25 protein-coding genes, 1 pseudogene and 1 riboswitch are annotated in these 24,846 nt (G+C 68.6%); of the genes and pseudogenes, 15 read left to right on the forward strand and 11 right to left on the reverse strand.

Annotation, left to right across the window (positions count from 1 at the left end; translation table 11 throughout):
• The first annotated feature begins 55 nt into the window (after window positions 1-55).
• The 9 genes from MSPGM_RS08210 (at window position 56) to MSPGM_RS08250 (ending at window position 5,189) form a co-directional block, all read left to right on the forward strand.
• Window positions 56-580 (forward strand): hypothetical protein, encoded by a 525-nt coding sequence (locus MSPGM_RS08210; protein ID WP_261926257.1) that lies wholly within the window; start codon window positions 56-58, stop codon window positions 578-580.
• A 102-nt stretch (window positions 581-682) separates the two neighbouring features.
• A complete protein-coding gene (locus MSPGM_RS08215) occupies window positions 683-2,305 on the forward strand; it encodes an AAA family ATPase (protein ID WP_261926258.1) in 1,623 nt (540 codons plus the stop codon).
• Between the two features lie 16 nt (window positions 2,306-2,321).
• Window positions 2,322-2,573: a hypothetical protein gene (locus MSPGM_RS08220; protein ID WP_261926259.1), complete on the forward strand. Its 252-nt coding sequence runs from the start codon at window positions 2,322-2,324 to the stop codon at window positions 2,571-2,573.
• Window positions 2,574-2,589: 16 nt separating this feature from the next.
• Window positions 2,590-3,000 (forward strand): hypothetical protein, encoded by a 411-nt coding sequence (locus tag MSPGM_RS08225; protein ID WP_261926260.1) that lies wholly within the window; start codon window positions 2,590-2,592, stop codon window positions 2,998-3,000.
• A 258-nt stretch (window positions 3,001-3,258) separates the two neighbouring features.
• Window positions 3,259-3,513, forward strand: coding sequence for a hypothetical protein (locus tag MSPGM_RS08230; RefSeq protein WP_261926261.1), 255 nt, complete (start codon window positions 3,259-3,261; stop codon window positions 3,511-3,513).
• The gene (locus tag MSPGM_RS08235) at window positions 3,510-3,758 is read left to right on the forward strand and encodes a hypothetical protein (RefSeq protein ID WP_261926262.1); all 249 of its coding nucleotides are present in this window, start codon (window positions 3,510-3,512) and stop codon (window positions 3,756-3,758) included. The genes MSPGM_RS08230 and MSPGM_RS08235 overlap by 4 nt, the downstream gene beginning before the upstream one ends.
• The gene (locus tag MSPGM_RS08240) at window positions 3,755-4,171 is read left to right on the forward strand and encodes a hypothetical protein (RefSeq protein ID WP_261926263.1); all 417 of its coding nucleotides are present in this window, start codon (window positions 3,755-3,757) and stop codon (window positions 4,169-4,171) included. Before MSPGM_RS08235 ends, MSPGM_RS08240 begins: the two co-directional genes overlap by 4 nt.
• A gap of 24 nt (window positions 4,172-4,195) precedes the next feature.
• Complete coding sequence (locus MSPGM_RS08245) at window positions 4,196-4,654, forward strand: hypothetical protein (RefSeq protein WP_261926264.1); 459 nt, start codon at window positions 4,196-4,198, stop codon at window positions 4,652-4,654.
• Window positions 4,655-5,051: 397 nt separating this feature from the next.
• On the forward strand, window positions 5,052-5,189 hold the full coding sequence (locus tag MSPGM_RS08250; RefSeq protein WP_261926265.1) for a hypothetical protein: 138 nt from the start codon (window positions 5,052-5,054) through the stop codon (window positions 5,187-5,189).
• 112 nt (window positions 5,190-5,301) lie between these two features.
• Here the strand turns inward: MSPGM_RS08250 and MSPGM_RS08255 are convergent, their stop codons facing one another.
• The 3 genes from MSPGM_RS08255 to MSPGM_RS08265 form a co-directional block, all read right to left on the reverse strand.
• A complete protein-coding gene (locus tag MSPGM_RS08255; protein WP_261926266.1) occupies window positions 5,302-5,664 on the reverse strand; it encodes a hypothetical protein in 363 nt (120 codons plus the stop codon).
• 130 nt (window positions 5,665-5,794) lie between these two features.
• Window positions 5,795-6,244, reverse strand: coding sequence for a hypothetical protein (locus MSPGM_RS08260; RefSeq protein WP_261926267.1), 450 nt, complete (start codon window positions 6,242-6,244; stop codon window positions 5,795-5,797).
• Window positions 6,241-7,821 (reverse strand): hypothetical protein, encoded by a 1,581-nt coding sequence (locus MSPGM_RS08265; RefSeq protein WP_261926268.1) that lies wholly within the window; start codon window positions 7,819-7,821, stop codon window positions 6,241-6,243. Before MSPGM_RS08265 ends, MSPGM_RS08260 begins: the two co-directional genes overlap by 4 nt.
• Window positions 7,822-8,465: 644 nt before the next feature.
• Between MSPGM_RS08265 and MSPGM_RS08270 the strand changes: the two genes are divergently transcribed.
• On the forward strand, window positions 8,466-8,903 hold the full coding sequence (locus MSPGM_RS08270; protein ID WP_261926269.1) for a hypothetical protein: 438 nt from the start codon (window positions 8,466-8,468) through the stop codon (window positions 8,901-8,903).
• Window positions 8,904-9,393: 490 nt separating this feature from the next.
• Here the strand turns inward: MSPGM_RS08270 and MSPGM_RS08275 are convergent, their stop codons facing one another.
• From MSPGM_RS08275 to MSPGM_RS08295, 5 genes are all read right to left on the reverse strand, one after another.
• A complete protein-coding gene (locus tag MSPGM_RS08275) occupies window positions 9,394-10,335 on the reverse strand; it encodes a hypothetical protein (RefSeq protein ID WP_261926270.1) in 942 nt (313 codons plus the stop codon).
• A 91-nt stretch (window positions 10,336-10,426) separates the two neighbouring features.
• Entirely contained in the window at window positions 10,427-10,660 is a 234-nt protein-coding gene (locus tag MSPGM_RS08280) for a Mov34/MPN/PAD-1 family protein (RefSeq protein WP_261926395.1), read from the reverse strand.
• Window positions 10,636-12,672: a ThiF family adenylyltransferase gene (locus tag MSPGM_RS08285; RefSeq protein WP_261926271.1), complete on the reverse strand. Its 2,037-nt coding sequence runs from the start codon at window positions 12,670-12,672 to the stop codon at window positions 10,636-10,638. The genes MSPGM_RS08280 and MSPGM_RS08285 overlap by 25 nt, the downstream gene beginning before the upstream one ends.
• Before the next feature lie 5 nt (window positions 12,673-12,677).
• Entirely contained in the window at window positions 12,678-13,805 is a 1,128-nt protein-coding gene (locus MSPGM_RS08290) for a hypothetical protein (RefSeq protein ID WP_261926272.1), read from the reverse strand.
• A gap of 26 nt (window positions 13,806-13,831) precedes the next feature.
• Window positions 13,832-15,112, reverse strand: coding sequence for a patatin-like phospholipase family protein (locus tag MSPGM_RS08295; protein WP_261926273.1), 1,281 nt, complete (start codon window positions 15,110-15,112; stop codon window positions 13,832-13,834).
• Between the two features lie 148 nt (window positions 15,113-15,260).
• Here MSPGM_RS08295 and MSPGM_RS08300 point away from each other — a divergent pair, with 148 nt between their 5' ends.
• Together MSPGM_RS08300 and MSPGM_RS08305 are read left to right on the forward strand one after the other, a co-directional pair.
• Window positions 15,261-15,569 (forward strand): helix-turn-helix domain-containing protein, encoded by a 309-nt coding sequence (locus tag MSPGM_RS08300; RefSeq protein WP_261926274.1) that lies wholly within the window; start codon window positions 15,261-15,263, stop codon window positions 15,567-15,569.
• A 118-nt stretch (window positions 15,570-15,687) separates the two neighbouring features.
• Entirely contained in the window at window positions 15,688-16,554 is an 867-nt protein-coding gene (locus tag MSPGM_RS08305; protein ID WP_261926275.1) for an ImmA/IrrE family metallo-endopeptidase, read from the forward strand.
• A gap of 151 nt (window positions 16,555-16,705) precedes the next feature.
• Here MSPGM_RS08305 and MSPGM_RS08310 read toward each other — a convergent pair whose 3' ends face one another.
• A complete protein-coding gene (locus tag MSPGM_RS08310; protein WP_261926276.1) occupies window positions 16,706-17,098 on the reverse strand; it encodes a hypothetical protein in 393 nt (130 codons plus the stop codon).
• Window positions 17,099-17,354: 256 nt separating this feature from the next.
• On the opposite strand from MSPGM_RS08310, the gene MSPGM_RS08315 reads away from it, so the two are divergent.
• From MSPGM_RS08315 to MSPGM_RS08325, 3 genes are all read left to right on the forward strand, one after another.
• On the forward strand, window positions 17,355-17,825 hold the full coding sequence (locus tag MSPGM_RS08315) for a hypothetical protein (RefSeq protein ID WP_261926277.1): 471 nt from the start codon (window positions 17,355-17,357) through the stop codon (window positions 17,823-17,825).
• A gap of 95 nt (window positions 17,826-17,920) precedes the next feature.
• A riboswitch (cobalamin riboswitch) is annotated at window positions 17,921-18,118 on the forward strand.
• Between the two features lie 114 nt (window positions 18,119-18,232).
• Window positions 18,233-20,359 carry a TonB-dependent siderophore receptor gene (locus MSPGM_RS08320; protein WP_261926278.1) on the forward strand — a complete coding sequence of 709 codons (2,127 nt, stop codon included), beginning with the start codon at window positions 18,233-18,235 and terminating at the stop codon, window positions 20,357-20,359.
• Between the two features lie 26 nt (window positions 20,360-20,385).
• The gene (locus MSPGM_RS08325) at window positions 20,386-21,540 is read left to right on the forward strand and encodes a DUF1624 domain-containing protein (RefSeq protein ID WP_261926279.1); all 1,155 of its coding nucleotides are present in this window, start codon (window positions 20,386-20,388) and stop codon (window positions 21,538-21,540) included.
• 354 nt (window positions 21,541-21,894) lie between these two features.
• On the opposite strand, the pseudogene MSPGM_RS08330 reads toward MSPGM_RS08325, so the two are convergent.
• Together MSPGM_RS08330 and MSPGM_RS08335 are read right to left on the reverse strand one after the other, a co-directional pair.
• A pseudogene (locus MSPGM_RS08330) lies at window positions 21,895-23,804 on the reverse strand (potassium transporter Kup).
• A gap of 144 nt (window positions 23,805-23,948) precedes the next feature.
• Entirely contained in the window at window positions 23,949-24,695 is a 747-nt protein-coding gene (locus tag MSPGM_RS08335; RefSeq protein WP_261926280.1) for a glutaredoxin, read from the reverse strand.
• Window positions 24,696-24,846: the final 151 nt, after the last annotated feature.

Here is a 24,846-nt window from a genome sequence, read left to right on the forward strand (position 1 = left end):
CATTCGACCGGTTCTGTTAACCACGTCCGCCCCGGCCCGTGGTATGCCGGGGGGCATGGAGATCGTGCTCGAATACCTGTCGCCGGAGAACTGGCCGCGCCCCAAGGGCTGGACAGTCGTCGGGCGCGTCGGAACCCTGGCCCTCGCGTTCGACCCTGCGCGGCAGCCCTTCCTGATCGGGGACGGCGAGCCGCATCCGCTCGACGCTGCCGAAGTCAACCAGGCGCTGGTCGCCGCGGTGGATCGGGCCGGGATGACCGTGTGGCCGGGCGGCTGGACGCACGCGCTGCCGGCCGCGTTCGGGCTGAACAAGCGGACGACGCAACGCGACCGCATCGAGCGCCAGGGACTGCACCCGGCGGTCCTCCAGGCCCTAGGTAGCGCGGCCTCATCCTCCGACGCGGACGGCATCGGCGTGCTCCTCGTCGCCCTCGCGTCCTACGCCGACCGGCATGGCGATGGCGGCACCGATCCGCGAAGGGCGCTCGACGACGCGGAGAGAGCGGCGGCCAACGCCCTCGACATCCTGCGCGGGGTCCGGCGCGGCAAGACCTTGCTCAACCGCGAAGGACACGGATGACAATTCTTCATCCGGTAGGATTCCGTTAACGGGTAGGGGTTAGAACGGGAGCTGGTCCTGGCTCGGCATGTGCCGTCCCCGGGGCCGTCGGAGTGTCCCGAGATGAAGAAGCCCCCCCGGGCGGCTTTCGCGCCGACGCGCGAGCTCTACGCCTGCACCGCACCCCTAATCAACGACAGCGTCGCCCAGGACGGCGCCGCTTGGGTCCGCCACACGCTGGCGACCGGGCCCGAGCTCGACATCGCCGTCGGGTCGTGGACCGATCCTGTCGTCCTGCCGTTCCTCCGCGGTGTCGAGCGGTCGTTCGCCGACTGCCGCGCCGCCGGCGAAACGCCCGCTGCCAAGGAGGTGCTCTCCGAGCGCATCGTCGACTACCTCCGCCTCGGCCATGACGTCCTCGTCGACGACGACGGCTTCGACCGCCCCCTGATGCCTGGCGCCCTGGCTCGCTTGGCCTACTACGGCGTGTCGCACGGCGCGCTGATGGCGAAGCCCTACGCCCAGGACGCCCTCATCGACCTGGCGCGCCTTTCGCCGCCGGGAGACCCCATCCACTACGTCGCGTACGGGCTGGCGTTGATGACGGACGTCCATCCGCACTTCGCGACGCCGAACGACTTCTCGACGCGCGACGTCTGCCTCGTCGTCCCCGCGGCGCTTGTGCTCGGGCTGGAGCACCTCCAGGCCATCGGGCCGGCCGCGACGGCCGCGCCCCTCGACGAGGAGGAGCGGCTCGACCTGGAGGAGGACCGCGCCGGCATCGTCCGCTGGCGCCAGGCTCCCCCGCCGCGGCCGCGCCCCAAGGCCGAGCCGGTCGGCGAGGCGGCGGAGCCCGCCGGCCCGGGCGTTGTCATCTTCCCGGCGAGCGTCCTCGACGCCCACGCGACCGCCGAGGGCAAGCGGGACGTCAAGGCGGCGCTCGGCGCGGCCCTGGACAAGCCGCTCGCGCTGACGCCGGTCCCGGAGGACTGGAACGCCTGGGAGACGGCACGCCTCGCCATCTCCCCTTGGGGCGGCGACGCCTTCCGGGCGATCCGCGAGGGTCAGGCCGGCCGGACCCACGTCGGCCGGGACGTGATCTGCTTCGTCGGCCCGGCCGGCGCCGGGAAGTCATATCTCGTCCGGGAGGCCGCCGAGAGCCTGGGCGTGCCGTTCGCCCGGTTCGGGGCGGACAGCGCGGCCGAGAATTCGTTCGCCGGGACCAATGCCAGGTACACGACCAAGCACCTCGGCTTCGTCGAACAGGCGATGGCACGGCACCGGCACGCCGGCCCCATGATCCTCGTCGACGAGCTTGAGAAGGCCGCGGGCACCCGTCACTCGAACGGGGGCAAGTTGCACGACTGCCTCCACGGCATGTGGGAACCGGAGACGGCGGGGGCCTGGCATTCGGTCTTTCTCCTCCACCCGGTGTCGCTCGCCCACGTCCCGTTCATGTGCACGGCGAACTCGCTCGACGGCCTGCCCGCGAGCCTGCTCGACCGGATGAGGATCGTGCACGTCCCCGAGCCCGGTCCGGAGCACCTGGGCGTGCTGGCGCCCCGGCTGGCCCGGGTGGTCTGCCGGGAGACCGGGCAGGACGAGCGTTTCGGCGACCTCGACGGCGACGAGCTCGCGGCCCTGGCCGACGCTTGGCGGGGTGGCTCGATCCGCCGCCTGCGCCGCCTAGTCGAAATCTGTCTCCGGAGCCGCGAGAGCGGCCCCGCGGCGATGCCCCGCCACTAGCCCTCCGGAGACCGCCATGACGACGACACCCGGCCTGGACGCCGTCCAGGAACGCCTCCGCGCGGCCCAACGCGACCGCCGCGCCTCCCTCCTCGTGATCTCCGCCGTCGGCATCGAGGTCCAGCGCATGCGGGACGACGTCCGCGCCGGCCGGGCCCGCGAGGACGACCTGATCCACGACGCCGGCGTCCTGCTCGGCGCCGCCCTTTACACCCCCTACCGCCCCCTCATGGAGACCCGCGATGTCCGCACCAGCCGCTCGTTCTGAGAAGCAGAAGCCCCCGATGTCGCAGACCGACATCGACTCCGTGCGGGCCGTCACCGCCGCGCAGATCGACACGTACCAGCGGCTGGAGGCCATGAAGGAGGCCGGCCAGGTCTGTGAACTGATGCTGATGGCGTTCCTGACCCGCACGGCACGGGCGGTCGAGCTGGCCGCGCGCGGGCAGATCCCGCCGGCGCAGGCCGCGCTCGAATACGTCCTGGCCGAGCAGATGGTGCTGACCAGGAAGCCCTTGCCGACCATCGACCGCAGCATCGCGCCCGCCGTGACCTTCGACGATGCGGACCGGCGCAGGGCCCATCTCCCACGTATCGACGGTCATATCGTCGAGAACCGTCACTTGAACGAACCCAGCCCGAATGATGGCGACTGGTACGCCCCACCCACGCCCGAGGACCTCGATGCCGCCTGATGCCATAGCCACCCCGGCCGCGCGAATACCTCGGCCCATCCCAACGGCGCCGATGCGCGCCCGAACCGGCCAGGCCGGCATGCCCGTCCCCGGCGCGTCCCCCCGCGCCGCCGTCCCAACGCTCCCGGAACGCCCGCCATGACCGAGCAGCCATCATCCGTGCACGTTTTTTGGAACCGGAACCGTCACATCTGGTCTATCCGCCGCGGCCGTTTCGTCTTCGACCGTCGCCCGTCCGTGGCGCTCGTCGGTTGCGTCATGCGCGCGAGCGAGGCCGGCCGCCTCCGCTGCCAGGCGGCGGCGCGTCGCGAGGTCGTGGCGACCATCGTCGGCACCCCGGCCGACAGCGCCCGGCCGGCTGACGCTATCCGCATCGGCTACCGCCCCACCGAGCCCGGCTTCCGCCGCCGCGACACCGGCGCCGTCGTCACCGCCGCCGCCGCAGTCTGGTTCGAGCCCGACGGCACCGCCTGGGCGGCCAACCCCACCCCCTCTATGGAGACCATGTCGTGATCGACCCCACCCTCACCGCGGTCGCCGACCGCCTCCAGGCCGCATGGGAGAGCGGCGAGATCTGCTCGTTCGTCGGCCGTGGCGCCCGGGCGCGCGTCCTGCGGGCGGCCCGCCTCGTCGAGGCCGGGCTGCTACCGCTGGACGAGGCCCATCGCGTCGCGGCGCGGGCTTGGTCCCTCGCCGCGGGCGTCGAGCCGCTCCCGGCGCCGCCCCTCGGCGACGACGCTTCGGAGGCGCTGTCGTGATCGGCATCCGCATCCTCGCCGCCGTCCTGGCCGCCGTCGCCACCGTCCCTGCTCGGGGAGCAGAGGCCCCGTTCCCCTCGCGCGGGGACATCTGGCGCTACGGCCTGCAGGCCCCCGGAGGCCGCGGCGTCACGCGCTACACCACCGTCGAGGCCACGCCGGCGGGCGCGTCGTGGGCCGTCACGGTGACGTGCGGCACGCACGAGGCCCGAACCGGCCGCATCCTCACGCGCCACGTCGGCCAGGGCACAAGCGGCCGCGGTCGCGGCTCCGGCCTCGGCGGCACTTACCTCGTCGAGGGCGTAAGGCAGAACTTCATCATCACGCTCAAGGGCGCCGAACTCGACCTGCCCGGGCAGTTCACCGACGCGCGGTGCGCGAGCGGGATCGGCCAGCTTTCGACGGGCGACTAAGGCCCCTTCCGCGGAGACCACGCCATGATCGCCATCCGCATCCTCGCCGCCGTCCTGGCCGTCCTCGCCACCGTCCCGGCCGAGGCGGCCCGCCAGGCCAAGCCCGCGCCGGAGCCGCCGCCGTTCCCCCAGCACGACGACCGGTTCGTCATGGCAGTGCGCGGGCCCGTCGTCGGCGGCCGCGCGGGATTCGCGCGCGTCTACGCCTCGCCCGCCGGCCGGGACGGCTGGACGACGACGGTGACCTGCGGGACCGTCGACGTCCGGACTGGGTGCGAGCGGATCGAGCTCCAAGCCCCCGGGAACGCCTACCGGGACCGGACCTCGTTCACCGGCACATGGACGCCCCTGGGCGGCGGCGGCCGCTACGGCGAGAACCAGATGCGGACATGGAGCGTGACCCGCCAGGACGGCCTCGACGTAACGGTCGCGATGAGCGGGCCGTGCCCCTCCGGCGTCGGCGACGTCTCGTCGGGCGACTGAGGCCCTCGTGTCCTGGCGCTAGGCCTGGGATCCCCGATCATGCCGGGGACGGAGGACCTCGGCATGGACAAGACGTGCGCGGTGGCGTGGATGCTGTGCGGCCTTGGGGTGGCAGTGACGACGTGGCTAGACCGCGACGTCGCCGAGATCGAGGTCGACAGTCCCGGAGCGGCCGCAGCGGCTGCACATGACTGCGGCGGTGCCCGAACTGATGTCGGTGCCGGCGCTCCACTCCGAGCCGCACACGGCCGGGTGGGGCAGGGCGGGTTGAAGGGGCGCTCCGAGAAGGAGACGATGTCGGCGGCGTTCACTGGGCTCTCTCGGTGCAGATCCACTGGGCCGGCCATGCCATCGCGAGGCGCGCGACGTCCTCGGTGGCGAGGCCGTGCCAGTAGGCGTGGATCGTCTGGGCGGGGGCGGAACGGGTGGCCCGGAGCGCCTCGGCCTCGTCGGGCGCGAGCTCGCGGCGAAGGGCGACGGGGGCGGCCGGGATCGGCGCCGCCGGGGCCGCGGCGCGGTGGCGACGACGCAGTAGACGGCCTTCCGCGAGAGGCCGAGAACGGCGCCGATGGTGATGGCGGACGCGTCGGGCCGGGACGACCAGGCGTCGAGCACGGCGTCGCGGTGGGGGGCTCGGGGGGCGCCCATCAGTGCAGGCTCCGGGCGGCGCTGCCGGCGTAGTGGCGCGCGATCAGGTCCCCGGCCTCGACGCGCAGGGCGTCGCAGAAGACCAGCAGCCGCTTCCAGGTGACGAGCTCGCCAGCGTGCTGGCGGATGGCCGCGATCTCGTCGCGGAGATGCCCGTCGGCGCTCTCGGGCTGGCCCAGCAGGGCGCGGATCTGCGGCGACGTCAGTCGACGGTCCCGGATGACCCCGGAGAGGCCCTTCATCAGGACTCGGTTGAGGGCGTCCTGGGGCGAGACCCGATAGGAGCCGCGGACTGGCTTGAAACGCTGCCCGCCGGTGAGCGCCGGGGCGCTCGAACCGCAGAAGTCGGCCGTTGGTTCCATAGAAAAGGATGGAGGGACCAACGGCCGGTTTCGACAAGGGATTCCAGGGGCTAAGCGGTGGTTCGCGTCGCTTCGCCTGGACTGTTGGGGGCGCTCGTCAGCCCCAGACGCGCGCCGCGGCCACCCACGATCACGGCGCCGGGCGCGTCAGCAGCCGCTCGCGCGAGCGGTCGAGGTACTTAGCCCGCGGGCCCAGCGCCACCGTCACGAGACAGTTCGTCCGCTCCCGGGCGTCATCGTCGGGGTCGCCGGCGAGGAGCATTCCGGCCGCGACGAGGGCCTGCCGCACGGCGCCGCCCCGCTCGTCGTCGTCCGACCCCAGCAGGGCGTACTCGCCCGTCCGCCATCCCTGGAGGATCGCGCGTAGTGCGGCTTGGCCGGCGGCGGGCGCGGGCAGCGGGGAATTCGGCGCGTGGTTCTCCGTCAGGTAGACGACGCGCCTGTAGCGGTACGAACGGCGACCGTGCGGGCTGACGGGACGGGCGCCGCCGTACCAGGCGTCGAGGGCGCGGGCCCGCAGCGCCTTGAGCTCGACGGCGCGGACGACCTTTGGGTGCGGCTGATCGATGACGAGGATCATGTGTCGCCTCCCGGGAGCAGGTGCCGCAGGAAGTCCGGCAGATCGCCGCTTTCGGAAACAAAGACGCCCGCCGGGCCGGTAAGAGCCGAGCGGGCGTCGGTGTCGTCACAATGGGGTGCAATGCTCCGAACAAGGACATCATAGCCCTCGACCGGGCCAGCCACAACAGCACCCGCCCCGACGTCACCGCGAGCACACGCGTCAATAGACCCGGTCGAACCGTGAGGGTTTTCGGTGCGGGTCTTGGCGGAGCGCGCGGCGGCCTTGTCGAACCCCGTCCGCCTCGACGGCTTGCGGGGACGGCCGGGCTTGGCCTTGGCCGCGGGCTTGCTGATGGCAGCGACCTGCCGGGCCTCGCGCTGCGCCTTCTCGACCTGCGCGACCGACACGCCCTCCTCGGCGGCGACGGCGGCGACGGTCATGCCGGCGGCCCGCTTCTCTAGGGCCCGCTGCCCGAGGGCGAGGCGTGCGGCCTGCGCGGCGGTGCGGGACTTGGCCCCGGCGGCGTCGCGACGGTCCTGGCTGCGCTTCGCCTCCCGCTCCCGCTTGACGCCGTCGGAGAGCAGCACGCGCAGGTCGAGGTCCTTGTCCCTCATCTCGGCTACGGTCACACCGAGGTCGCCCACGAAGTGCTCCGGATTGAGCTTGTATCGGGGGTCGGAGTTCTTGCCCCCGCCGCGCGGGTCCAGGCGCCCCTGCTCGGCCCGCGTGGCCTTCCGGACGGCGGCCTTGGCGTAGCCGCGGGCTTCACGCCGCGACAGGCCGCAGAGGGGTGCCAGGCGGTCGACCTCGGCTTCGAGCTCGCGGACGGTCATCATCCACGCAGCCGCCTTGACGAACGCGAACAGCCACGTGTCGCGCTCGCCGCGGTACACGGGGCGGCCACCGAAGCGGCGCTCGAACAGCCTCGTCAGGTCCCGGTGGACCGCCTTGGCGAAGGTCTCGTACGTCAGCCGCGGGGGAGGCACCACGAGCCCGGCGGCCTTCCTGGCGGCCCGCTTCTCCGCCTTGGCGGCGCGCTCGCGGGCCTGGGTTTTCCGGTGCGCGGCGACCTGCTGGGGGGTGTACGGCAGGACCGCAGCCCGCAAGACGTCGAAGGCGTAGCGCTCGATGTCCCCGAACGTCGTCGGCCAGACGATGCGGGCCGGCACCGAGTTCTTCTCGTTCTTCACCCCGGGGAGCTTGAACGCCATCGTGGGGTTTGAGGCGCCGCGGTCGGGACCGAAGTCGTCGAACTCCTCCAGGAGCCGCTTCTGCATGGCCCTCCAGACCGGCAGAGCCGAGGGCGACTGGCGGGTGTGGAGCCAGGACACGAGCAGGCCCTGGCCGCTGGCGAGGACGTAGGACGGCATCGGCCACCCGAGGTCCTCGCACCGCTCCAGGACCGCGGCGGCGACCTCCTCCGGCGGCCGGCCCTTCCAGGCCACGCGGTTGTAGTAGTCGAGGTCGACCCAGCAGGCGTTCAGCCCGGCCAGGTTCCAGGTCGCCTTGCACGGGGAGAGCCGGTGCGCGTCCGGGTCCTTCGGGTCGCGCCGGAACGCGTTCATCGTGATGGAGAACGGCTCCAGGACGTCCACGGCCCTGCGGAGCTCGTCCCCCGTCGCGCCGCCGTTGGCGGTCCTGTACCCCGCGTCCCGTCCCGCTTCGTGTACGTGTCGCGGTAGGCCATGACGACGACGCCGCGCGTGTCGTAGGGGTGGAGCATGGCCGCGTAGGACGGCCCGCGCATGTTCTCGGTTCTAAGGTCGGCGAGGCCCGGCTCGAACACGGGCGTCGGCTGGCGGCGGTAGCCGAGCGGGCTATCGAACGCGCTGAAACGCCCAGGGCGGGCCGCCTGTGCCCCTTCCAGGGCGAAGATGGTGTCGGTCACGTTCGAAGCATCTCCCGTCTGGAGAGGCTCGCGAGGCACCCCTGCCCACGAACCCCCGGCGCCGCGCAAATCGACCGGCAGGGGGATGGTGCAGCTCACGACCGCATAGGTCAAACGGGGAGGACGGCTCGTCCCGTCCTAAGAGGAGAACCCAGAGACTCCCCCTACGGGGGAGCATAGTTATTGACCCGGTCGAACCGTAAGGGCTCGCGGACGTGGGACGTGAACGTAGGAATTCTGAACGGGCGCAAGGGTTGACGTGGGACGAGCACGAACCGAGCCCCGGGAAAGGTCTTCCAATCCTCGCGACGCACCTGGTGGGATGCATGGTCGAGAAGCAGGATGGTCCTCATGACCGACACCGCCCCTTCCCGCGAGACGTCCGCCGCCCGCCGCCGCATCGCCGCCGCCGACCGTGCCCGCGAGTGGCGCGAGCGGCAGCGCGAGACCGAGGCGGCCCGCCACGCCGAGCTTGAAGGCCTCCGTGCCGAGGTCGTGTCCCTGCGGGCCGAGCGCGACCGGCTGCAGGCCGCCCCCGGGCACGCTGGCGCCGCCTCAGGCATCGACGAGGACTTGGCGCGGGCATTCGTCAAGATGGCCGGGATGCGCCGGTCCGCGACCGGCTCGATCTCCATTGCCCATGCTCAGGTCGCTGCTGCCGACGTCATCGCCGTCGCCGCCTACATTCGCTGCGGCGGCCGGGCTGCCGGGCAGGTGGCTTACGACGCGGACCGGCGCCGCGTCCTAGAGCGTCTCAAGCAGTTCCTCCCGCCCCCCGGCGAGACGTAGAGATATTGCCAATGGAAGGTGGCGCAGGATGCTCGTGTACCTGGGCAAGCCTGCGGAACATACTGTAGATGTGCGCGCCGTGTCCTTAGTGTCCGGCGCGGGTGCCGTGACGAGGGGGATCGGCCGGACGCGGTTGCTGTGTCGGCGTGGTGGGAGATTACGTCGGTCATGGCGGCCTCTCTGGCCGCCGGACGCATCAACGTCGGTCGGGCGCCAGAGATGGTCCGGGAAACGGGCACGATCCTGCCGATGGACTGGCAGCGGCGTTTCGCTTTGGGGTCATGGGGTGGCAGGGCTAATCGAGTCCCGGACGTTGATGCCTGCTAACGGATGACGAACAGGTTTACTGGGGCGCGGGCCAGCCAACAGGTCTCGGTGGTTTCTGAGAGAGGTGGCCCCACCGTTTTCTTGGAGGCGGTGGACCGCTGCGGGAGATATCCCCAACTCTAGGGCAATCGCGTCTCAAGGAAACGCGACTGGCTCGCGAGTGTCATCGCGGGAAACGCCGAAGCGGCGCGTAAAGCTGGCGAAGGCTATCTGTGTTCATCGCGAGCAGGCGGCTCTTCTTGGAAACAAGATCATAGACAGAGGACGCCTGTGTCGATGCCGTGCGAAGGTTGATCGCACGATAGAACCCCGGGCGCTCCGGCAACGACTTCACGATAACGTCGCCCGTCTTGGTCGTCATAAGGCGGACGTTCTCCTGGTAGAGCAGTTCACGAATCGCCATCGCCGGATGGCTGTACATGTTGGCGAAATCGGACGAGCAGACCGCGAGCGTCGGTTCGAGGTGCCTAAGCAGCTTCTTGGTGGTGAACCCGTTGTCCGCGCCGTGATGCGCGAGGATCATGACGTCCGTCTCGCGGCGGAGCGTCCGCAGCCGCCGAAGGCGCGCGCCGATGAACGAGGACTCGATGTCACCGAGGCTGAGGACGTTGAAATCGCCGCGGCGGAAGTGCTTCACGGTGGAGTTATCGTTGTCGCATCCCGGGCTGAGGTGCACCGGGTTGTGGTATGTGTCCTGGAACGCAAGGTCGCGCGCGTAATCGAGGTTGGCGATGAAGGCCGGCGTGATCTGTCGAACGGATGCGCCCCGATTGGAGAACCGCATTTCGTGGCGGTAGGCTTCGATGATGTCCAGGCATGTGTCGCCGTTGACGGTATGCGGGACGTATCCTGGGCAGTCGATCCGCGACGGTCTCACAAGGCCTAATAGAGCCTCCAGTTCGGAGCCGGCGCAGTGGTCTGCGTCCCAGCTCGTCACATGCAGGTCGTCCGCGTGCGTGACCCCGCATATCTCCATCTCGGCGAGCAAGGTCTTCCGGTTCACCGAGTTCAGGCGGCCTTCGATGACGGTGAAGCGCCCGTCGGCGAAGTACGAGAAGGACGACCCCTTCGTACCCAATTGGTAAGCCCTGAAACGCGTGACCATTCGAAACTCCGGTCCATCCTATCCGTGATGGTTTGGCGAGGACTGGTTCACCTCCTCGCAGGGTTGGCGGCGGTCGCATCGCTCCTGCCGCTCATCCGACCTTCTCGGCCAGCACCACGTTCAGCCCGTCGTCGCCGAGGATCAACGACAGCCCGGGCAGGCTGTCCAAGGCGGTGTCGATGGCGGTGTGGCAGAGTTGGACGATATCGGTGGGACTCGGCTCCACGGGATGCCGGGAGGGGTGCGAATGCCACTCCCCGACGTACCGGACCATGTCCATGACCCTGGCCATCTTGCCGATTACGTCGTCGGAGAGACCCTCGATGCCCCTCTCGAACGCAGTCGGCGTCCTCTTGCTGTCGGGGGGGGCGGCAAGGGTTCGACGATATGGATCTTCCGTGCCGAGCCATCGACCACGCCGATGACGGAGCCGCCGGTCTCGGCAGGCAAGGCGCCCTGGCGCATGGCGACCATGGCGGAACGCGCCTCCGCGTCGACGGTGATCTCCCATTCCAGGAGGCGGTGGCGTTCGACGGGGGCGACGACCGGCGCCGTCGCGGACACGCTGCCATCGGCGCCGAGGGTCCAGATGCCGATTGAGGGGTCGGGGGCATCCAGGGCCCTCGCCAGGCCCAAGGCGGCCAGCGAAGACAGCAGTGCGATGCGGCTTTCCGGAACGCGGTTCGTCACCGCCCGGCATGCCCCCGTATAGGCGAAGCGCTCGCCCGCGGCCGTCAGGTGGCGCTCCAACGTTGGGCTGAGCAGCACAGACCGATAATACTGGGCCTCAAGGTCACGCAGCGTGACCGACCGATCCTCGGGCTCGACGAGGACCACCGCGGCTTCGGCGGAGGGGTTGAAGAAGATGCTCGCACGCCGGCCGGGCACGTCGAGATCGGAGAGATGTCGGCTCGCCGCGACCGAGGCCGAGGCGTCGATGATGACCGCAGCCTGCGCGAGCACATCGCCGAGGTCGTCGGCGTGCGTCCCGGGACGGAGGACGTTGCAGCCGATGACCCTCGTGACCGGGCCGGCTTCCGTTGGCTGGAAGATGGCGTTGAGGTGATGTCCGAGGGCGGCCACCTTCAATTGCCCGACCTGCATGGCCCCAAGCGTGTGGCGTGCGAGGTTGTGGGGCAGCAACCGGTCATCGTCGACGAGGCACCACTCGTACCGCCCTTCCCTGACGAGGCTTTCGGCGACGTGGGAGCCGATTGCGCCCGCCCCGACCATCACCACCTTCCGCGCGTCCGGAGCCTGTCGGCCCGCGAGGGTGGCCGCCAGGTCCGCGTCGAAGGCGCGATGGACCTGCGCCATCTCCACGACGCATCCGGCCAAAAACGTGCCATCGACGTCGCGTGACGGGATCGCACGGACGAAACCGGAGGCGGCGTTCGCGTCCTGGTCCGGAAGCAGGACGCCGAGGGCGACCCCCACCTCACCGACCGTATTCTGGGTGATGAAGACCCTGAGGTCGATCATCCCCGGACGGTCTCCGTTCGGGGCGAGGACCGGCATCGCGACGATCAGGGCCAGCGCCCCGTTGAGTCGCGTCCGGTCCTTCGCCTCGGATCCGGCCCAACGCCTGATCCGTGCTTGGAGGTCGGGGATGATCTGGACCCCCCGGTCCGAGAGGACGCCTGCAAGCGCGGCAAGGTCTCGCGGGGCCCGCCGCATGCGGGTCATCCGTTCGGGACGAACCGTGTAGGCCACCGGGATTATTCGGTTCGCGTCGGCGCTCTTCGGCATGGAAGCGGCAGGAAGGACCATGACGACGTTCGGCTCGTCATCGCTGGTCCTGAAGCCGACGAGTTCCACGTCGTCCGCCCCGGACAGGACGGAGGCGGGCATGACGACCTTCAGGGGAGAGAGCCCGAAGAACGGATCCACTGGTTGATGGGGGTCGTGCAACTCGCCGCGCGCGGCGCGCCGGAACCAGAGGTGGACGCGCTGCAGCAGTTCCGCCGGGGACCAGGTCAGGCGCGCCTCGTCCCAGGGACGGTCGTCGATGCACATGGCGGAGGGAAAGCCCTCCGGCACCAGTTGTTGATGCTCCGTGTCCGGGAAGTCCTCCCGGAGCAACACCACGAAAGGCATGGTCTCCTCGGCACCGAACGCGATGCCGATCCTCTCGACCCTCTCGATGGGCACAACGGGCCTCTGCGGCACCCCGGTCCGGATGTCGACGAGCACCATCTCCGGACCGGCCGGATGCCGCCGCGCCTCGACCACGGTGGCGATGTCCGGAGCCGTCCGCATGTAGGCGTCGACGATCCTCGCCTGCCCGAGGGAGAGGTCATCCACGGCGACGGCGGCCCACTCGTCGATCCAAGCCATGACTGTCAGCCCTGCCGTGCGGGCTTGGAGGTGGCGGCCGTCGCGACGTTCGGTGCCGCGAGCACCAGGCCGATGCCGTAGCGGTCGATCTCGAAGCGCAGGGGCTTCGGCGGGTTCGCGCGCTGGTCCATCGTCACCGTGAAGGTCCCGAGCTTGTCCCCGACGACGCGGCGATGGTGGTTGGCGGCCTGGCGATGGGGCGGCTGGGTGGACTTGTCCTCGGGCGATCCGGGCAGCGGGATGGGCTTGCTCGGCGACACGATGGTGCAGCGGTTCTGGCCCTGGGTCTCGAAGAGCCACTTCACCGCGGGCACGGCCTCGGTCTCGGTCACTCCGCGGTCCGGCCCGAGGGACAGGTACGAGCAGTGGTGGAACAGCTTCAGGAGGTCCCAGCGCAGGCGGTCGTCGTTCCCGTAGCCGCGCGTGATGTTCACGATCTCGGTCAGCACGGTATGGTCGACGTCCGAACCGAACAGCGCGTACGATTCTTCCCCGCCATCCACGAAGACGGCCTGGAAGACGATGCTGTCGCCGTTGCGGTCGTGGACCACGGTCTCGTCCTGGCGCCAGGCGAAGGGGCTGTGGACGAAGAATTCCACCGCCTCGGGGCCGTCCTTGGCAAAGCCGGGCACGAGCTTGCCTGCGTCGACGAACAGGTGTTTCCGGCTTTCGAATTCCATGCCTTCCGCTTCCATCCACGACTTGAGACGGTCGGCGCGGGAGAAGATGCGAATGCCCTTCTTCTCGCGGAGGCGGTGGCGCGCCTCCTGCCGGATGAGGCGGGCATCGCCATCGAGGTTGGTTTCCGTCAGCGCACAGGCCGGCACCCAAAGCTCGTCGATCTCGACGCGGTCCTGGCCCTGGTACGCGGTCGAGTGCCGGAGCCAGAAGAACTCGCCCATGCGCTGGCAGTGGTCGTCGTCGAGGTGCGTGAAGCAGACCACGTCGAATCGATTTCGCCCCGCCTTGCGGAGGACCGCCCGCAACTCCTTCGCGAGGTCGCAGCGCTTCTCGTACGGGTCGTCGGGATTGTGCTGGTTGCCGAAGTCGATGAGGAGCAACTGCTTGTTCGCGAGCTCAAGCAGGGTGCTGTCGGCGTTTCCGAGCGGATAGAAGGTCGCGTAGGCGGTCATCTCGAAGTTTCCTCGGTCCGATGGGTTCAGGGCATGCGATCCGTCGAGGGCCGCCAGCGAAGCGTCCTGGGGAACAGGGCGGCCGAATGCGTCGTGAGGACCGTGTCGGCCACCTCGAAGCCGTGCCGTGCGATGCGTTCGAACGCGGCAGGCGTCATGGCCTTGAGGTCGGTGGGGTGGCCGAGCGCCGCACGGACCTCCTCATCGTTCAGGAAGCCGTCGTATTCGCGCTCGTCGCGCGAGCGTCCTTCCTTGATGTCCACGTCCCGGACCGACACGCCCATCTTGAAGAGGGCGCCGGTGACGACCTTCGCTTTGACGTCCCTGATGAACATCCTGGACCTGAGGGCCCGGATCTGGTCGCTCGCGATGTCGAAAAGGCGGGGGCCGGCGAGGCGTCCTTTAAAGATGCTCAGCGGGGAGGCCGAGCCGTAGGTTGGAACGGGACCGGAGGCGTCGCTGCAGATGATGAACGCAGCCGGGTCCGGCGCCTTTCCGGGCTTGTAGACCGCTTCGAGACCCAGGTTCTCGTAGACGCCCCCGTCCCACAGCCCGATCCTGGTTACGTCGGGTTGCGTCCTCTTCAGCGGCTTGCGGGTGGCGGGATCCGTCTGGAACCAACCCTCCTTGGGCAGGTCGATCCAGAGTGCGCCCAGGACGTACGGCACGGCCGCCGAGGCTGCTGCGGCATCCGCCAATCGGATGTCCGGGGCGTAGTGGCGCCCGAACATCCAGTCCCCCATTTCCCTGGCGGAGAACCTCCAGCACTTTCCGCTGTGGAGGGACGTCGTGCTGATGAGCCAGGCGGGCTTCTCGGGCAGGTCCCGCACGCGGCCGGTGACGCCCCAGCGTTCGGCGAGGAGGTCGGCCAGCACGCTGGCGCGGTGCGTCAGTATCCTTCGGTTAAAGCGCAGCAGCCCCCGCCAGCCGATGGCCCCGACCGTGAACAGGTCGACGGTAGTCAGGAGGTTTCGCAGGGCCGGGTATGTTCGTTCGAGGTAGGCGGCGGAGCCGGGCCACGCATTATCGTTGAACGACATGAGTGCCGAAACGAGCAGGCTGCCGCCGGATACGGTCGAAACATGCGTGACCCTCTCCAGAAGCCCCTCCTCGGCGAGGCGCCTCAGCATGCCGGCATGGAAGGCAGCGGCGCGTACGCCTCCGCCGGAGAGCGCCAAGCGGATCGGCAGCCTGGATGGTTTGCCATCCGCCGACGCGGTGTTGGCCGCGCTCGACGGTTCCGTTCTTAGCTCCCGAAGCGTCGGGCCGGCCTCGCAACCAAGCGCTGGGCAGTTCTCCGGTTGCATCGCGTGCTCCGAGTGCGCCACCTCGGTAGAGAACCATAAAGTATGTCCACACCGAACATGCGCGTCGTCGTAGCGCTTTGCAAGGCCCTGATGTTAGTCTACGGCGAACTTTCTGGTTCGACTGGGTGCGAAGGGGAGGCAGGCCGCGGTGGCGACGTTCGGCGAGAAGATCAAGGAGCTGAGGAAGAAAGCCGGCCTAACGCTCGACCAGCTCGCCGAGATGACCGGCTCCAGCAAGTCGTACGTCTGGGAGGTGGAAAACAAGAATCCACCGAGGCCGTCGGCCGAGAAGATCGACCGGATAGCGAAGGCGCTCGGTGTAACCGCCGATTACCTGATGGACGCCACGGCCGACTTGGTGACCGCGGAGGACGAGGCTTTCTTCCGGAAGTACAAGGGCCTCGATCCGGAGGTGAAGGATCAGATCCGACGGATTACCGAGACCTTCAGAAAATAGGCATCGACCGCCCCCCAAAGGCGTAGGTCGGTGTTGCCCCGATCTCGCTTGGCTGCGAGCCTGGACCTGCGAGAGATCCAGGTTTTGGTCGATGCCAGACACATCCGAAATGACGCCGATGAGGTGGGCCAACCGGCTCACGCAGATGCTCGACGCAGTGAAGGGAGCTGACCGCTACCCCGTTGACGTCGAGGAACTGATCCTTGAATATTCCCGAGACGTCTGGCCGGACGACCCGGTGCTTAAGATCGTTAGCGAACCCCTCCGGGGGTTCGAGGGCGCGCTAGTACCGGTGCGCAAAGCCCCCTGCGGATGGCTTGTCGTCAGCAACTCGTCGGCCTCGCCCGGCAGACGTCGGTTCACTGTCGCGCACGAGATCGCCCACTACCTCCTCCACCGCGACCGCATTCCCCCCCAGGGCATCTACTGCAAGGAAGAAGACGTCAGCCGCCGTGCGGGGAAGGACATCGAGAAGGAGGCGGACACCTTCGCTGCCGCGCTCCTCATGCCTTTTCACGACTTAAGGCGGCAGATCGATCCCAAGGCCAAGCCCACTTTGGCCGACCTCGGCGGGCTAGCCGAGAGGTACGGCGTGTCACTGACGGCGGCGATACTGAGGTGGCTGGAAGTCACCGAGCGCCGGTCGCTCATGGTTGTTTCGACGGAGGGGTATGCCCTCTGGGCGAGATCGAGTGAGCCGGCGTTCAAGTCCGGTCGTTTCATCAGGACGTCGGGCGCGCCGCATGAGATCCCCGCCGGCGCCGGTGCGTCGCGGCCCGATCTGGCGGAAGCCTGCCGGGCGGGCATCAGCCACCCTTCCGGGATTTGGTTCGACGAGGAGGTTGAGGAGTACACGGTGCATGCGACTGCCATCGATCAGGTCATCACCATATTGCATCTCGGCGAGGGACGGCCACGTTGGAGCATCGTGGAGGACCGTGAACCTGACGTGGTGGACAGGTTCGAGGCGAACAGTCGGACCTGAGCTTCCCAGCCACGGTCTCGATCCGGAGGGTGTAACATTGGGCGTATGGGCTCCGCTTTCCGGACGCCGTGCCGCAGCAAGCGAAGCAACGGCGCAAATTTGCTTCGTTCCACGCCAATTACTCGGGTCGCAGGGCAGGCATCGATATTCATTAGGCCGTGGAAATGTCCCGGAACCGCATCGACTTGCCATCGCAGAGCAGCACGTGGTCCGCCATGACCATGTCGATGTGGGCCTGCAGGACGGGAGGTTCGGGGATGCCCGCCGACTCGCCGTCGTCCATGACCGCGACCTGGTAGCCCTGCCGCTCGAAGAGGGCCAAGCCGGAAACCTCACAGCCGACGACGATGACGCCGTGGCGCAGCCCGGGACCGCTCAGGTCCCGACCACGGATGACCCTGAACCGCCGGCTGTATTCGTTGTCCCCCCAAACCATCCACACGACGTCGGCCGATCCCAGCATCTCCCATAAGGCTACGTTTGCGGCATCCCTCTTCTTCCGTAAGCGTGCGCCCATCCGCTCGACCCGCCGCTCCCATTCCATGCCGACCTCCCGAGAATTCGGCCGAACCTGGACCTCGCCCGTTAAGTTTGCCCCTCCTCCAACCGCCATGAGCCGCGAACCGCACTCCCGGGCGTTCCGCACGTCTGCGGTTCCCGCTTGAGGCGCCGCCGCACGAGCGGCTCGCCGTCGTGGCTGTGGATTGCCGTGGATAAGGCGTCGCGAGCCTTGCAAACGTTCCTCGGCGCAGGCGCCGTATCGGCCCTACGGCGTGCGGCGCCGGAACACGGGGTGCGACATGCGTTGGATCGATCTTGCCGCGCTTGCCGCCGTGGCGCTCGGCTCCGGCCATGCCTGGGCGGCCGGGGACTTCCCGCTTGCGTCCTGCAAGGGGTGGAACGGCACGGTGGTCGAGCGCGACGGCATCGACACGGCTCGGGCCACCGCTCAGGGCATCGTCACGAAGGCCGACCTTCAGGAATACTGCGAGCGCGACCCAGGTGGCGAAACCAAGCAGTACGGCGGCAAGCTCACGACGGCCCAGTGTGTCGCGAAGTACCTGCGCAGCGAAGGCCGGGCCACGATGACAGCCGAGGCGAACTGCCGGTCCGGGACGGTGAGCTATCGCTACGGCGACCGCCAGGGCGGCAAGGCCCGCTTTCCGCTTGGACCCGATGCCGACACATCATGCGCCTCGGGCATGCCGCCCTTGGTGGAGCAGTTCAAGTTGCTGTGTCCGGCGGCGGCCAAGCGGCTGAAGGTCGAGTAGCCGCCCATATTCGAGCGGATCACAGGCATGGGCCGGAGGCGGCGAGTTCGCTCTGGGAAGGGTGGCCCGGTGAATTGACAACCTGTGGCCAAGCCGAATAGCCAAGCCGCGACGGTTCCCTTCGGGGATCAAAAGGGAACGCGGTGAGGGGTTCGCTCCGATGCCGCGGCTGCCCCCGCAACTGTAAGCGGTGAGCTCTCCACCACCACGTCACTGGGCAGCCTCGCCCGGGAAGACGGTGAGAGGGCGGTGACCCGCGAGCCAGGAGACCTGCCGTCAGCCGTGGTCACACGCGAAACACGCTGGGCGGGGTGCCTCGGCGGGTGTCGAAGCGTCACCCCCGCGGGGGATCGCCTAGACCTCGTTCGCGGTGACGTGCCACTGCCGTCGCTCGAGGTCAGCCTCCTGTGCTCAGCCCGAAATCGCCGCTCCGGCTCTGCCTATCCGCCACCACCGTCGCGCTTGCCATTGCCAGCGGCGACCCGGCCTGGGGCCAGGGCACGCGTAGGGAATCGTCCGACACTTCCGTGGTGCTCGACCCGATCTCCGTCGAGGGCACCTTCACCGCTACGCCGACCTATCGGGTGGAGGAGCTCTACAGCGGCACCAAGACAGTGACGCCGCGGCGCGACGTGCCGCAGCAGGTCGACGTCGTGCCCCGAGAGGTTCTGCGCGACACCGCCGCCACCCGCGTGGAGCGCGCCCTCGACTACGTGCCCGCGGTCGGCAAGCAGAACGACTTCGGCGCCCAGAACCTCGCGCTCTTTTCCGTGCGTGGCTTCGCCACACAGGACATCTTCCAGAACGGGTTCAACATCGCCCGCGGCTACAACGGCGCGCCCGACACGCAGAACGTCCAGTCCATCGAGGTGCTGAAAGGCCCGGCAGGTGCCCTCTACGGCCGCAGCGACCCGGGCGGCACCGTCAACATCCTCACCAAGCAGCCCGTCGCGTTGCCCTTCGTCGAGATGGGCACCCTGTTCGGCAGCTTCGGCACGGCGCGCACCACGGTCGATGCCGGTGGCGCGCTGAGCGAGGACGGCACGGTCCTCTACCGCTTCAACGGCGCGCTTGCCCGCCAGGACAGTTTTCGCGATTTCGTCGACGGCGACCGCGTCCTCGCGGCCCCCGTCGTGAGCTGGCAGATCAGCCCCGACACCAAGCTCACCGTCGAGACGCAGTACCTGCGTAACCGCCAGACCTTCGACCGCGGGACGGTCGCGGTGAACAACCGTCTCGGCCTGGTCCCGCGCTCCCGCTTCTTCGGCGAGCCGGGCGACAACTCCGTGTCGGAGAGCGGGATCGTGCAGGTGCGCCTGGAGCACGCCTTCAGCACCGATTGGCAGCTTCGGGTCGCCGGCCACTTCAACACCGGCAGCCTGACCGGCCTGCAGACGGGCGCCACCGGCCTGCTAGACGATGGGCGGACCCTGCTCCGCGAGTTCCGCCGCCACGACTTCACATGGGGCGTGGCCATCGGACAGGCCGAGCTTGTCGGGCGCTTCGACACCGGCCCGTTCGCCCACACCCTGCTGCTAGGCCTGGAGCACGAGCGCTACAACAGCACCGAGAACCTGCAGCGCTCGACTCCGCGCCTGGACTCGTTCGCGCTCGACCTGTTCAACCCGGTCTACGGCCAGCCCAAGCCGCCCTTCACGCGCCGCTACAGCGCCAGCGAGAACGTCGGCAACACGGCAGTCTACCTGCAGGACCAGATCGCGCTGAGCCCCGAGTGGAAGCTGCTGATCGGCAACCGAACAGACTTCTACAACCAGACCTTCCGGGACAAGGTCGCGAACGAGCGCACCGAACAGGACCGCACCGGCTTCTCGCCCCGCGCCGGGCTCGTCTACCAGCCGCTCTCCTTCCTCTCGCTTTACGGAAACGTCGCCGCCTCGTTCCGGCCGAACACCGGCTTCGACAGCGCGACGCGCCCCTTCGCCCCGGAGACGGGCTTCGCCTACGAGGTCGGGACCAAGCTAGACCTGTTCGACGGCTTGAGCGTCACGGCGGCCGCCTTCCACATCGAGAAGCAGAACGTGCTGACCACCGACCCAGCGGACTTCTTTTTCCAGATCGCCGCCGGCGCTGTGCGCAGCCAGGGATTCGACCTGAGCGTCGTTGGTCAGGTGACGCCGGAGTTCCGCGTCATAGGCGGCTACGCCTTCATCGATGCCCAGGTCACGCGCGACGAGGTCCTGCGGGTCGGCTCGCCGCTCCTAAACATCCCACGCCATTCGGGCAGCCTGCTCGGCGTCTACGAGGTTCAGGCGGGCGACTGGAAGGGCTTCGGGTTCGGCGGCGGGCTTCGGGCCGTCGGCTCGCGCCTCGGCGACAGCGGCAACGAGCGGTTCCGCCTTCCGGGCTACGTCCTGACGGACGCGCTGGCCTACTACCGCTACGAGAACCTACGCTTCGGGATCAACGTCGACAACATTTTCGACGAGACCTACTATGAGCGCTCCTACAACAGCTTCTGGGTCGGTGTCGGCGAGCCGCGTCGGGTCACCGTCAGCATGACGGCGCGCTTCTGATGGGCGTGCACCCGGGAACGCTTGGGGTGTCAACGGAGGCATCGGCCGCGACCGGACGCATCGCCTCAATCGACGCTCTGCGTGGGCTGGTGATGGTGCTGATGCTCCTCGACCACCTGCGCGAGACCTGGTTCCTGCACGTGCCGGTCGCCGATCCGGTCGACGCGAGGACCGCCCTGCCGGCCTTGTTTCTGGCCCGCCTCGCGGTCAGCCTATGCGCGCCGATCTTCGTCGTGCTGACGGGCGTGGCCGCGTACCTGTTCGCCACCCGGCACACGCTGGCGGAGACGCGGGCCTACCTGGTGAAGCGCGGCCTCGTGCTGATGGCCTTCGAGGTGTTCTACCTCTCCGAACTGTACTGGGGCGTGGCCAGTCCGACGCTCTGGCTCCAGGTGATCTGGTGCATCGGCGTGTGCATGATCGTCTTGGCGGCACTGGTCGGCCTGCCACGCTCGGTTCTCCTAGGGGTCGGGCTGCTGATCGTGTGCGGTCACAACTTCCTCGACCCAATCCAGCTCCGGCCCGACCAGCCGCTGTTTCCAGTCTGGGCCATGCTGCACCAGCGCGACGTCATCGCGCTTCCCCTCGGGCTGGTCGCCAAGACAACCTATCCGGTATTGCCGTGGATCGGCGTCATCGTGCTCGGCTACGCCATCGGCCCGTGGTTCCTGCCCGGCCTCGCCACGCGCACGCGGGAGCGCCGCTTCGCGGCTATCGGCTGCGCGATGCTGGCCGCCTTCGTGCTACTTCGCCTAGCCAACGGCTACGGCGACAAGCCCTGGTTCGTCGTGGACGACAGCGCCCTGCGGACCGCAATGAGCTTCCTCGCGCTGACGAAATACCCGCCCTCGCTCCTGTTCCTGCTGCTGACGCTCGGGACCGGGGCGCTGCTGCTCGTGGCGTTGGAGCGGATCGGCGAGCGCCCGCTCGTCGCGGCGCTGGCGGTGTTCGGCGGCGCGCCGATGTTCTTTTACCTGCTCCACCTCACGGTTCTGAGGCTGCTGTACCATGGCGCGTTCGCAACCTGGGGCGCGACCCAGGGCACCGTGTTCGGCGTAGGCGATTACGGGTGGGTTCTCGTTTGGTACATCGGGCTGATCGTGCCCCTCTACCTGCCTACGGCCTGGTTCTCACGCTTCAAGGCGTCGAGACGCGACATCGCCTGGCTCAGGTACCTGTAGGCCCCTGATCCAGTCAGCTTGACCGTGCTGGGGCTGCTGTCGAGCCTTTGCCGATACTCGGAAGGTCTGCTTTCTGGCCGCCTGCCAAACAATCATCTGCGACCGGCGTGGGTGGAGAGCAGTCTGGCCGCTTTCGGTGGCGTGTTATGCTAAAGCAGACATAGGTGGCCCTGCCGACTGCAGAAGCACCGCGGTGCGTCTGCGCGAACGGGCTACGAGCCGAAGTCTCCCGGTCATCCAGGATAGCCGTGAGATGCGTAGGGCGAAGGAAATAGCCTGATCTGACGCGTCGCGAGCACGCCTCCGCTCACAGGGAACCGGAAGCGTCCTCGACCACGCCCGGACTCCCCGGGATCAGATATCGATCCGGGCGCCGATCTCGACGGCTCTGTCCGCCGGGATGCGGAAGTAGCGGGACGCGTCCGTGGCCGCGCGAGCCATGGAGATGTAAAGCCGATCCTGCCACACGGGCATGCCGGTCTCGGGAGAGGCTACCAGCACCCGCCGCGTCAGGAAGTAGGACAGGTCGCCCTTATCCAGACCTGCGGTTGCCAACGCCCGCGGAAGGTCGGGCAGCTCGGTGAAACCGAAGCGCACCGTCACGCACGAGAAGGCGTCGGAGAGCTGACGGACGGTCACGCGGTCCGCATGGGACACCCGCGGCAGGTCTTCCGTGACCACGTGCAGGACGACGTTGCCAGCGTGCAGCACGCGGTTGTGCTTGACGTTGTGCATCAGGGCCCCGGGCGTGTCGTTGGGCGTGCCCGTCAGGAACACGGCCGTCCCGGGCACCCGCTGGATCGAGCCGGCCTCGGCCATGCGCGTGAACTTGGATAGCGGCACTCGCTGGCGGTGGATCTCCGCGACGATCAGGGCCGATCCCCGCCGCCAGGTCCACATCGCCGTGACGAGGGCGGCGCCGATGGTCAGCGGCACCCAGCCCCCGTGCAGGATCTTCAGCGCGTTGGCCGAGAGGAACACCAACTCGATGAGCAGGAACGGCGCGATGACCGCGGCCGCAACCGCAGGCGACCATCGCCAGACCTTCCAGGCGACGACGAACAGCAGGCAGGCGGTGATGACCATGTCGCCGGTGACCGCGATGCCGTAGGCGGCCGCCAGGCCACTCGACGACTTGAACAGCACCACGACGAACACGACCGCGACGAGCAGCCACCAGTTCACCCGCGGGATGTAGATCTGCCCCTTCTCGGTCTCGGAGGTGCGCAGGACCCGCATGCGCGGCAGCAGGCCGAGTTGCATCGCCTGCTGGGTGATCGAGAAGGTACCGGTGATCACCGCCTGGCTGGCGATGACCGTCGCCACGGTGGCGAGCAGCACCATCGGCAGCAGGGCCCAGGACGGATAGAGCAGGAAGAACGGGTTCTCGGCCCGCTCGGGGTGGGCGAGCAGCATGGCGCCCTGGCCGAGATAGTTCAGGGCGAGCGCCGGCAGCACCAGCCCGAACCAAGCCGTCCGGATCGGCGACCGCCCGAAATGGCCCATGTCGGCGTAGAGCGCCTCCGCCCCGGTCACGGCCAGGAACACGGCGCCGAGCGCAAGCAGGCCGGCCGTGCCGTGGCTCAGGATGAACGAGACGCCGTGGGCAGGGTTGAGCGCGCCCAGGATGCTCGGGTCGTCGACGAGATGACCCAGGCCGCCAAGCACCATGACGATGAACCAGAACGCCGTGAGGGGGCCGAAGAAGGTGGCTACCCGTGCCGTCCCGTGGCTTTGCAGGGTGAACAGCCCGATCAGGATGGCGAGGCTGATGGGCAGGACGTACGGGTCGGTGGCCGGCGTCACGAGCTTCAGCCCTTCGACGGCCGAGAGTACCGACATAGCCGGCGTGATGATGGCGTCGCCGAAGAACAGCGAAACGCCGATCATGCCCAGCACGATGACAAACCCGCCGGAATGGCCCAAGGCACGCTGGGCCAACGCGACGAGGGATGGGGTGCCGCCTTCGCCGTCGTTGTCGGCCCGCATGACCAGGAGCACGTACTTCAGCGTGACGATGAGGATGAGCGCCCAAAGGATCAGGGAGACGACGCCGAAGACCATCTCGCGGGTGGGCACGTGCCCCCGCCCGCCGCGGCGTGCAGGGACTCCTTGAGCGCGTAGAGCGGGCTGGTGCCGATGTCCCCGTAGACCACGCCGACCGAGCCGAGCGTCAGCGCCCAGAACCCCGTCTTGGGGGCATGCCCGGCATCGACCGTCGGCGGTGTGGGTGGTGCGAACTCGGTCCCCGCGATCACAGGCATGTATGGCTCCCCCCGTCCGCGAACGTGGAGAGCTCGCAAGGCAGGGCTCAACGGTCGATATGCATGGAACGTTCGCGGCCGCCAAACGCGTCCCACCGGCGGCGGAACGCTTGGTCGGAAGTCCAGGGCATCGAGATGCTCCGCTCAGTGCCCGGCGATCAGCATCCAGACGGCCATGCCGACCATCATCAGGTTCTCGGTCAGCGAGACGAAGCCAAGGGGAACGTTGCCCGAACCACCCACGCAGGCGCACTTGATCTCGCGCTTGTCGACGTAGACCGCCTTGAAAACCGAGACGGCGCCGACCGTGCCGATGAACAGGGCCACCGGGATCGACAGCCAGTTCAGCGCGCCCGCGACCATCAGGATCCCGGCCAGGGCCTCGCAGAACGGGTAGGCGTAGGCATAGCGGACCCAGCGCCGGGCGAGCAGATCATAGCCCAGGAACATCGACGAAAAGCTCTCGACGTCCTGCAGCTTCAGGATCGCCAGGACACACATGCTGAAGGCGATGAACCACTCGCCGGCCCGCACCGTCAGCGGCGTGCCGAAGGCCGCGTAGCTCGCCGCCAGCGCCATCAATGCGGTCATCGCGAAGACGGCGACCACGGGCGTGTAGCTGGTCGCCTTCGGATCGGCGACCGGCTTGCCGAGGTGGCGGCGCAGGTCGTCGTAGCCGCCGATGCGCTCACCTCCGATGAAGGTCTGCGGCGTCGTCTTGACCCCCTGCTCCGCCTTGAAGCGGTCGGTCTCCTCACGGGTCGTCAGCCAGTGGTCGTCGACCTGGAAGCCCTCGCGTTCCAGCAGGTCTTTGGCCTTCAGGCCGTAGGGACAGACGTGCTTCTCCATCACCATGCGATGGATGGTGGCCCTGCGGGTCCTGTCTAGCATCACGGAATCCTTTCGGAATGCGTCGCGGTTCGGGGAGCCCGGGCCCTGGTAACGCGAGGGGGGTGGTCGGCTTCCCGGCATGCGTCGCGACGACCATCGATGATCCAAAGTGGGGTTTCCCACCGTGGCAAGGTCAAGGACCGCATCGAGG

This window comes from Methylorubrum sp. GM97 (genome assembly GCF_024347855.1).
GTDB classification, from domain to species: domain Bacteria; phylum Pseudomonadota; class Alphaproteobacteria; order Rhizobiales; family Beijerinckiaceae; genus Methylobacterium; species Methylobacterium extorquens.

Excerpts from the sequence above, each read along its gene's own strand:
- MSPGM_RS08225 (WP_261926260.1), top strand. The coding sequence starts at position 2,590 with ATGTCGCAGACCGACATCGACTCCGTGCGGGCCGTCACCGCCGCGCAG.
- MSPGM_RS08335 (WP_261926280.1), bottom strand. The coding sequence starts at position 24,695 with ATGCTAGACAGGACCCGCAGGGCCACCATCCATCGCATGGTGATGGAG.
- MSPGM_RS08295 (WP_261926273.1), bottom strand. The coding sequence starts at position 15,112 with ATGCAACCGGAGAACTGCCCAGCGCTTGGTTGCGAGGCCGGCCCGACG.
- MSPGM_RS08260 (WP_261926267.1), bottom strand. The coding sequence starts at position 6,244 with ATGATCCTCGTCATCGATCAGCCGCACCCAAAGGTCGTCCGCGCCGTC.
- MSPGM_RS08245 (WP_261926264.1), top strand. The coding sequence starts at position 4,196 with ATGATCGCCATCCGCATCCTCGCCGCCGTCCTGGCCGTCCTCGCCACC.
- MSPGM_RS08290 (WP_261926272.1), bottom strand. The coding sequence starts at position 13,805 with ATGACCGCCTACGCGACCTTCTATCCGCTCGGAAACGCCGACAGCACC.
- MSPGM_RS08210 (WP_261926257.1), top strand. The coding sequence starts at position 56 with ATGGAGATCGTGCTCGAATACCTGTCGCCGGAGAACTGGCCGCGCCCC.
- MSPGM_RS08230 (WP_261926261.1), top strand. The coding sequence starts at position 3,259 with ATGCGCGCGAGCGAGGCCGGCCGCCTCCGCTGCCAGGCGGCGGCGCGT.
- MSPGM_RS08305 (WP_261926275.1), top strand. The coding sequence starts at position 15,688 with ATGAGGTGGGCCAACCGGCTCACGCAGATGCTCGACGCAGTGAAGGGA.
- MSPGM_RS08315 (WP_261926277.1), top strand. The coding sequence starts at position 17,355 with ATGCGTTGGATCGATCTTGCCGCGCTTGCCGCCGTGGCGCTCGGCTCC.
- MSPGM_RS08215 (WP_261926258.1), top strand. The coding sequence starts at position 683 with ATGAAGAAGCCCCCCCGGGCGGCTTTCGCGCCGACGCGCGAGCTCTAC.
- MSPGM_RS08270 (WP_261926269.1), top strand. The coding sequence starts at position 8,466 with ATGACCGACACCGCCCCTTCCCGCGAGACGTCCGCCGCCCGCCGCCGC.
- MSPGM_RS08275 (WP_261926270.1), bottom strand. The coding sequence starts at position 10,335 with ATGGTCACGCGTTTCAGGGCTTACCAATTGGGTACGAAGGGGTCGTCC.
- MSPGM_RS08310 (WP_261926276.1), bottom strand. The coding sequence starts at position 17,098 with ATGGAATGGGAGCGGCGGGTCGAGCGGATGGGCGCACGCTTACGGAAG.
- MSPGM_RS08255 (WP_261926266.1), bottom strand. The coding sequence starts at position 5,664 with ATGGAACCAACGGCCGACTTCTGCGGTTCGAGCGCCCCGGCGCTCACC.
- MSPGM_RS08285 (WP_261926271.1), bottom strand. The coding sequence starts at position 12,672 with ATGGCTTGGATCGACGAGTGGGCCGCCGTCGCCGTGGATGACCTCTCC.
- MSPGM_RS08220 (WP_261926259.1), top strand. The coding sequence starts at position 2,322 with ATGACGACGACACCCGGCCTGGACGCCGTCCAGGAACGCCTCCGCGCG.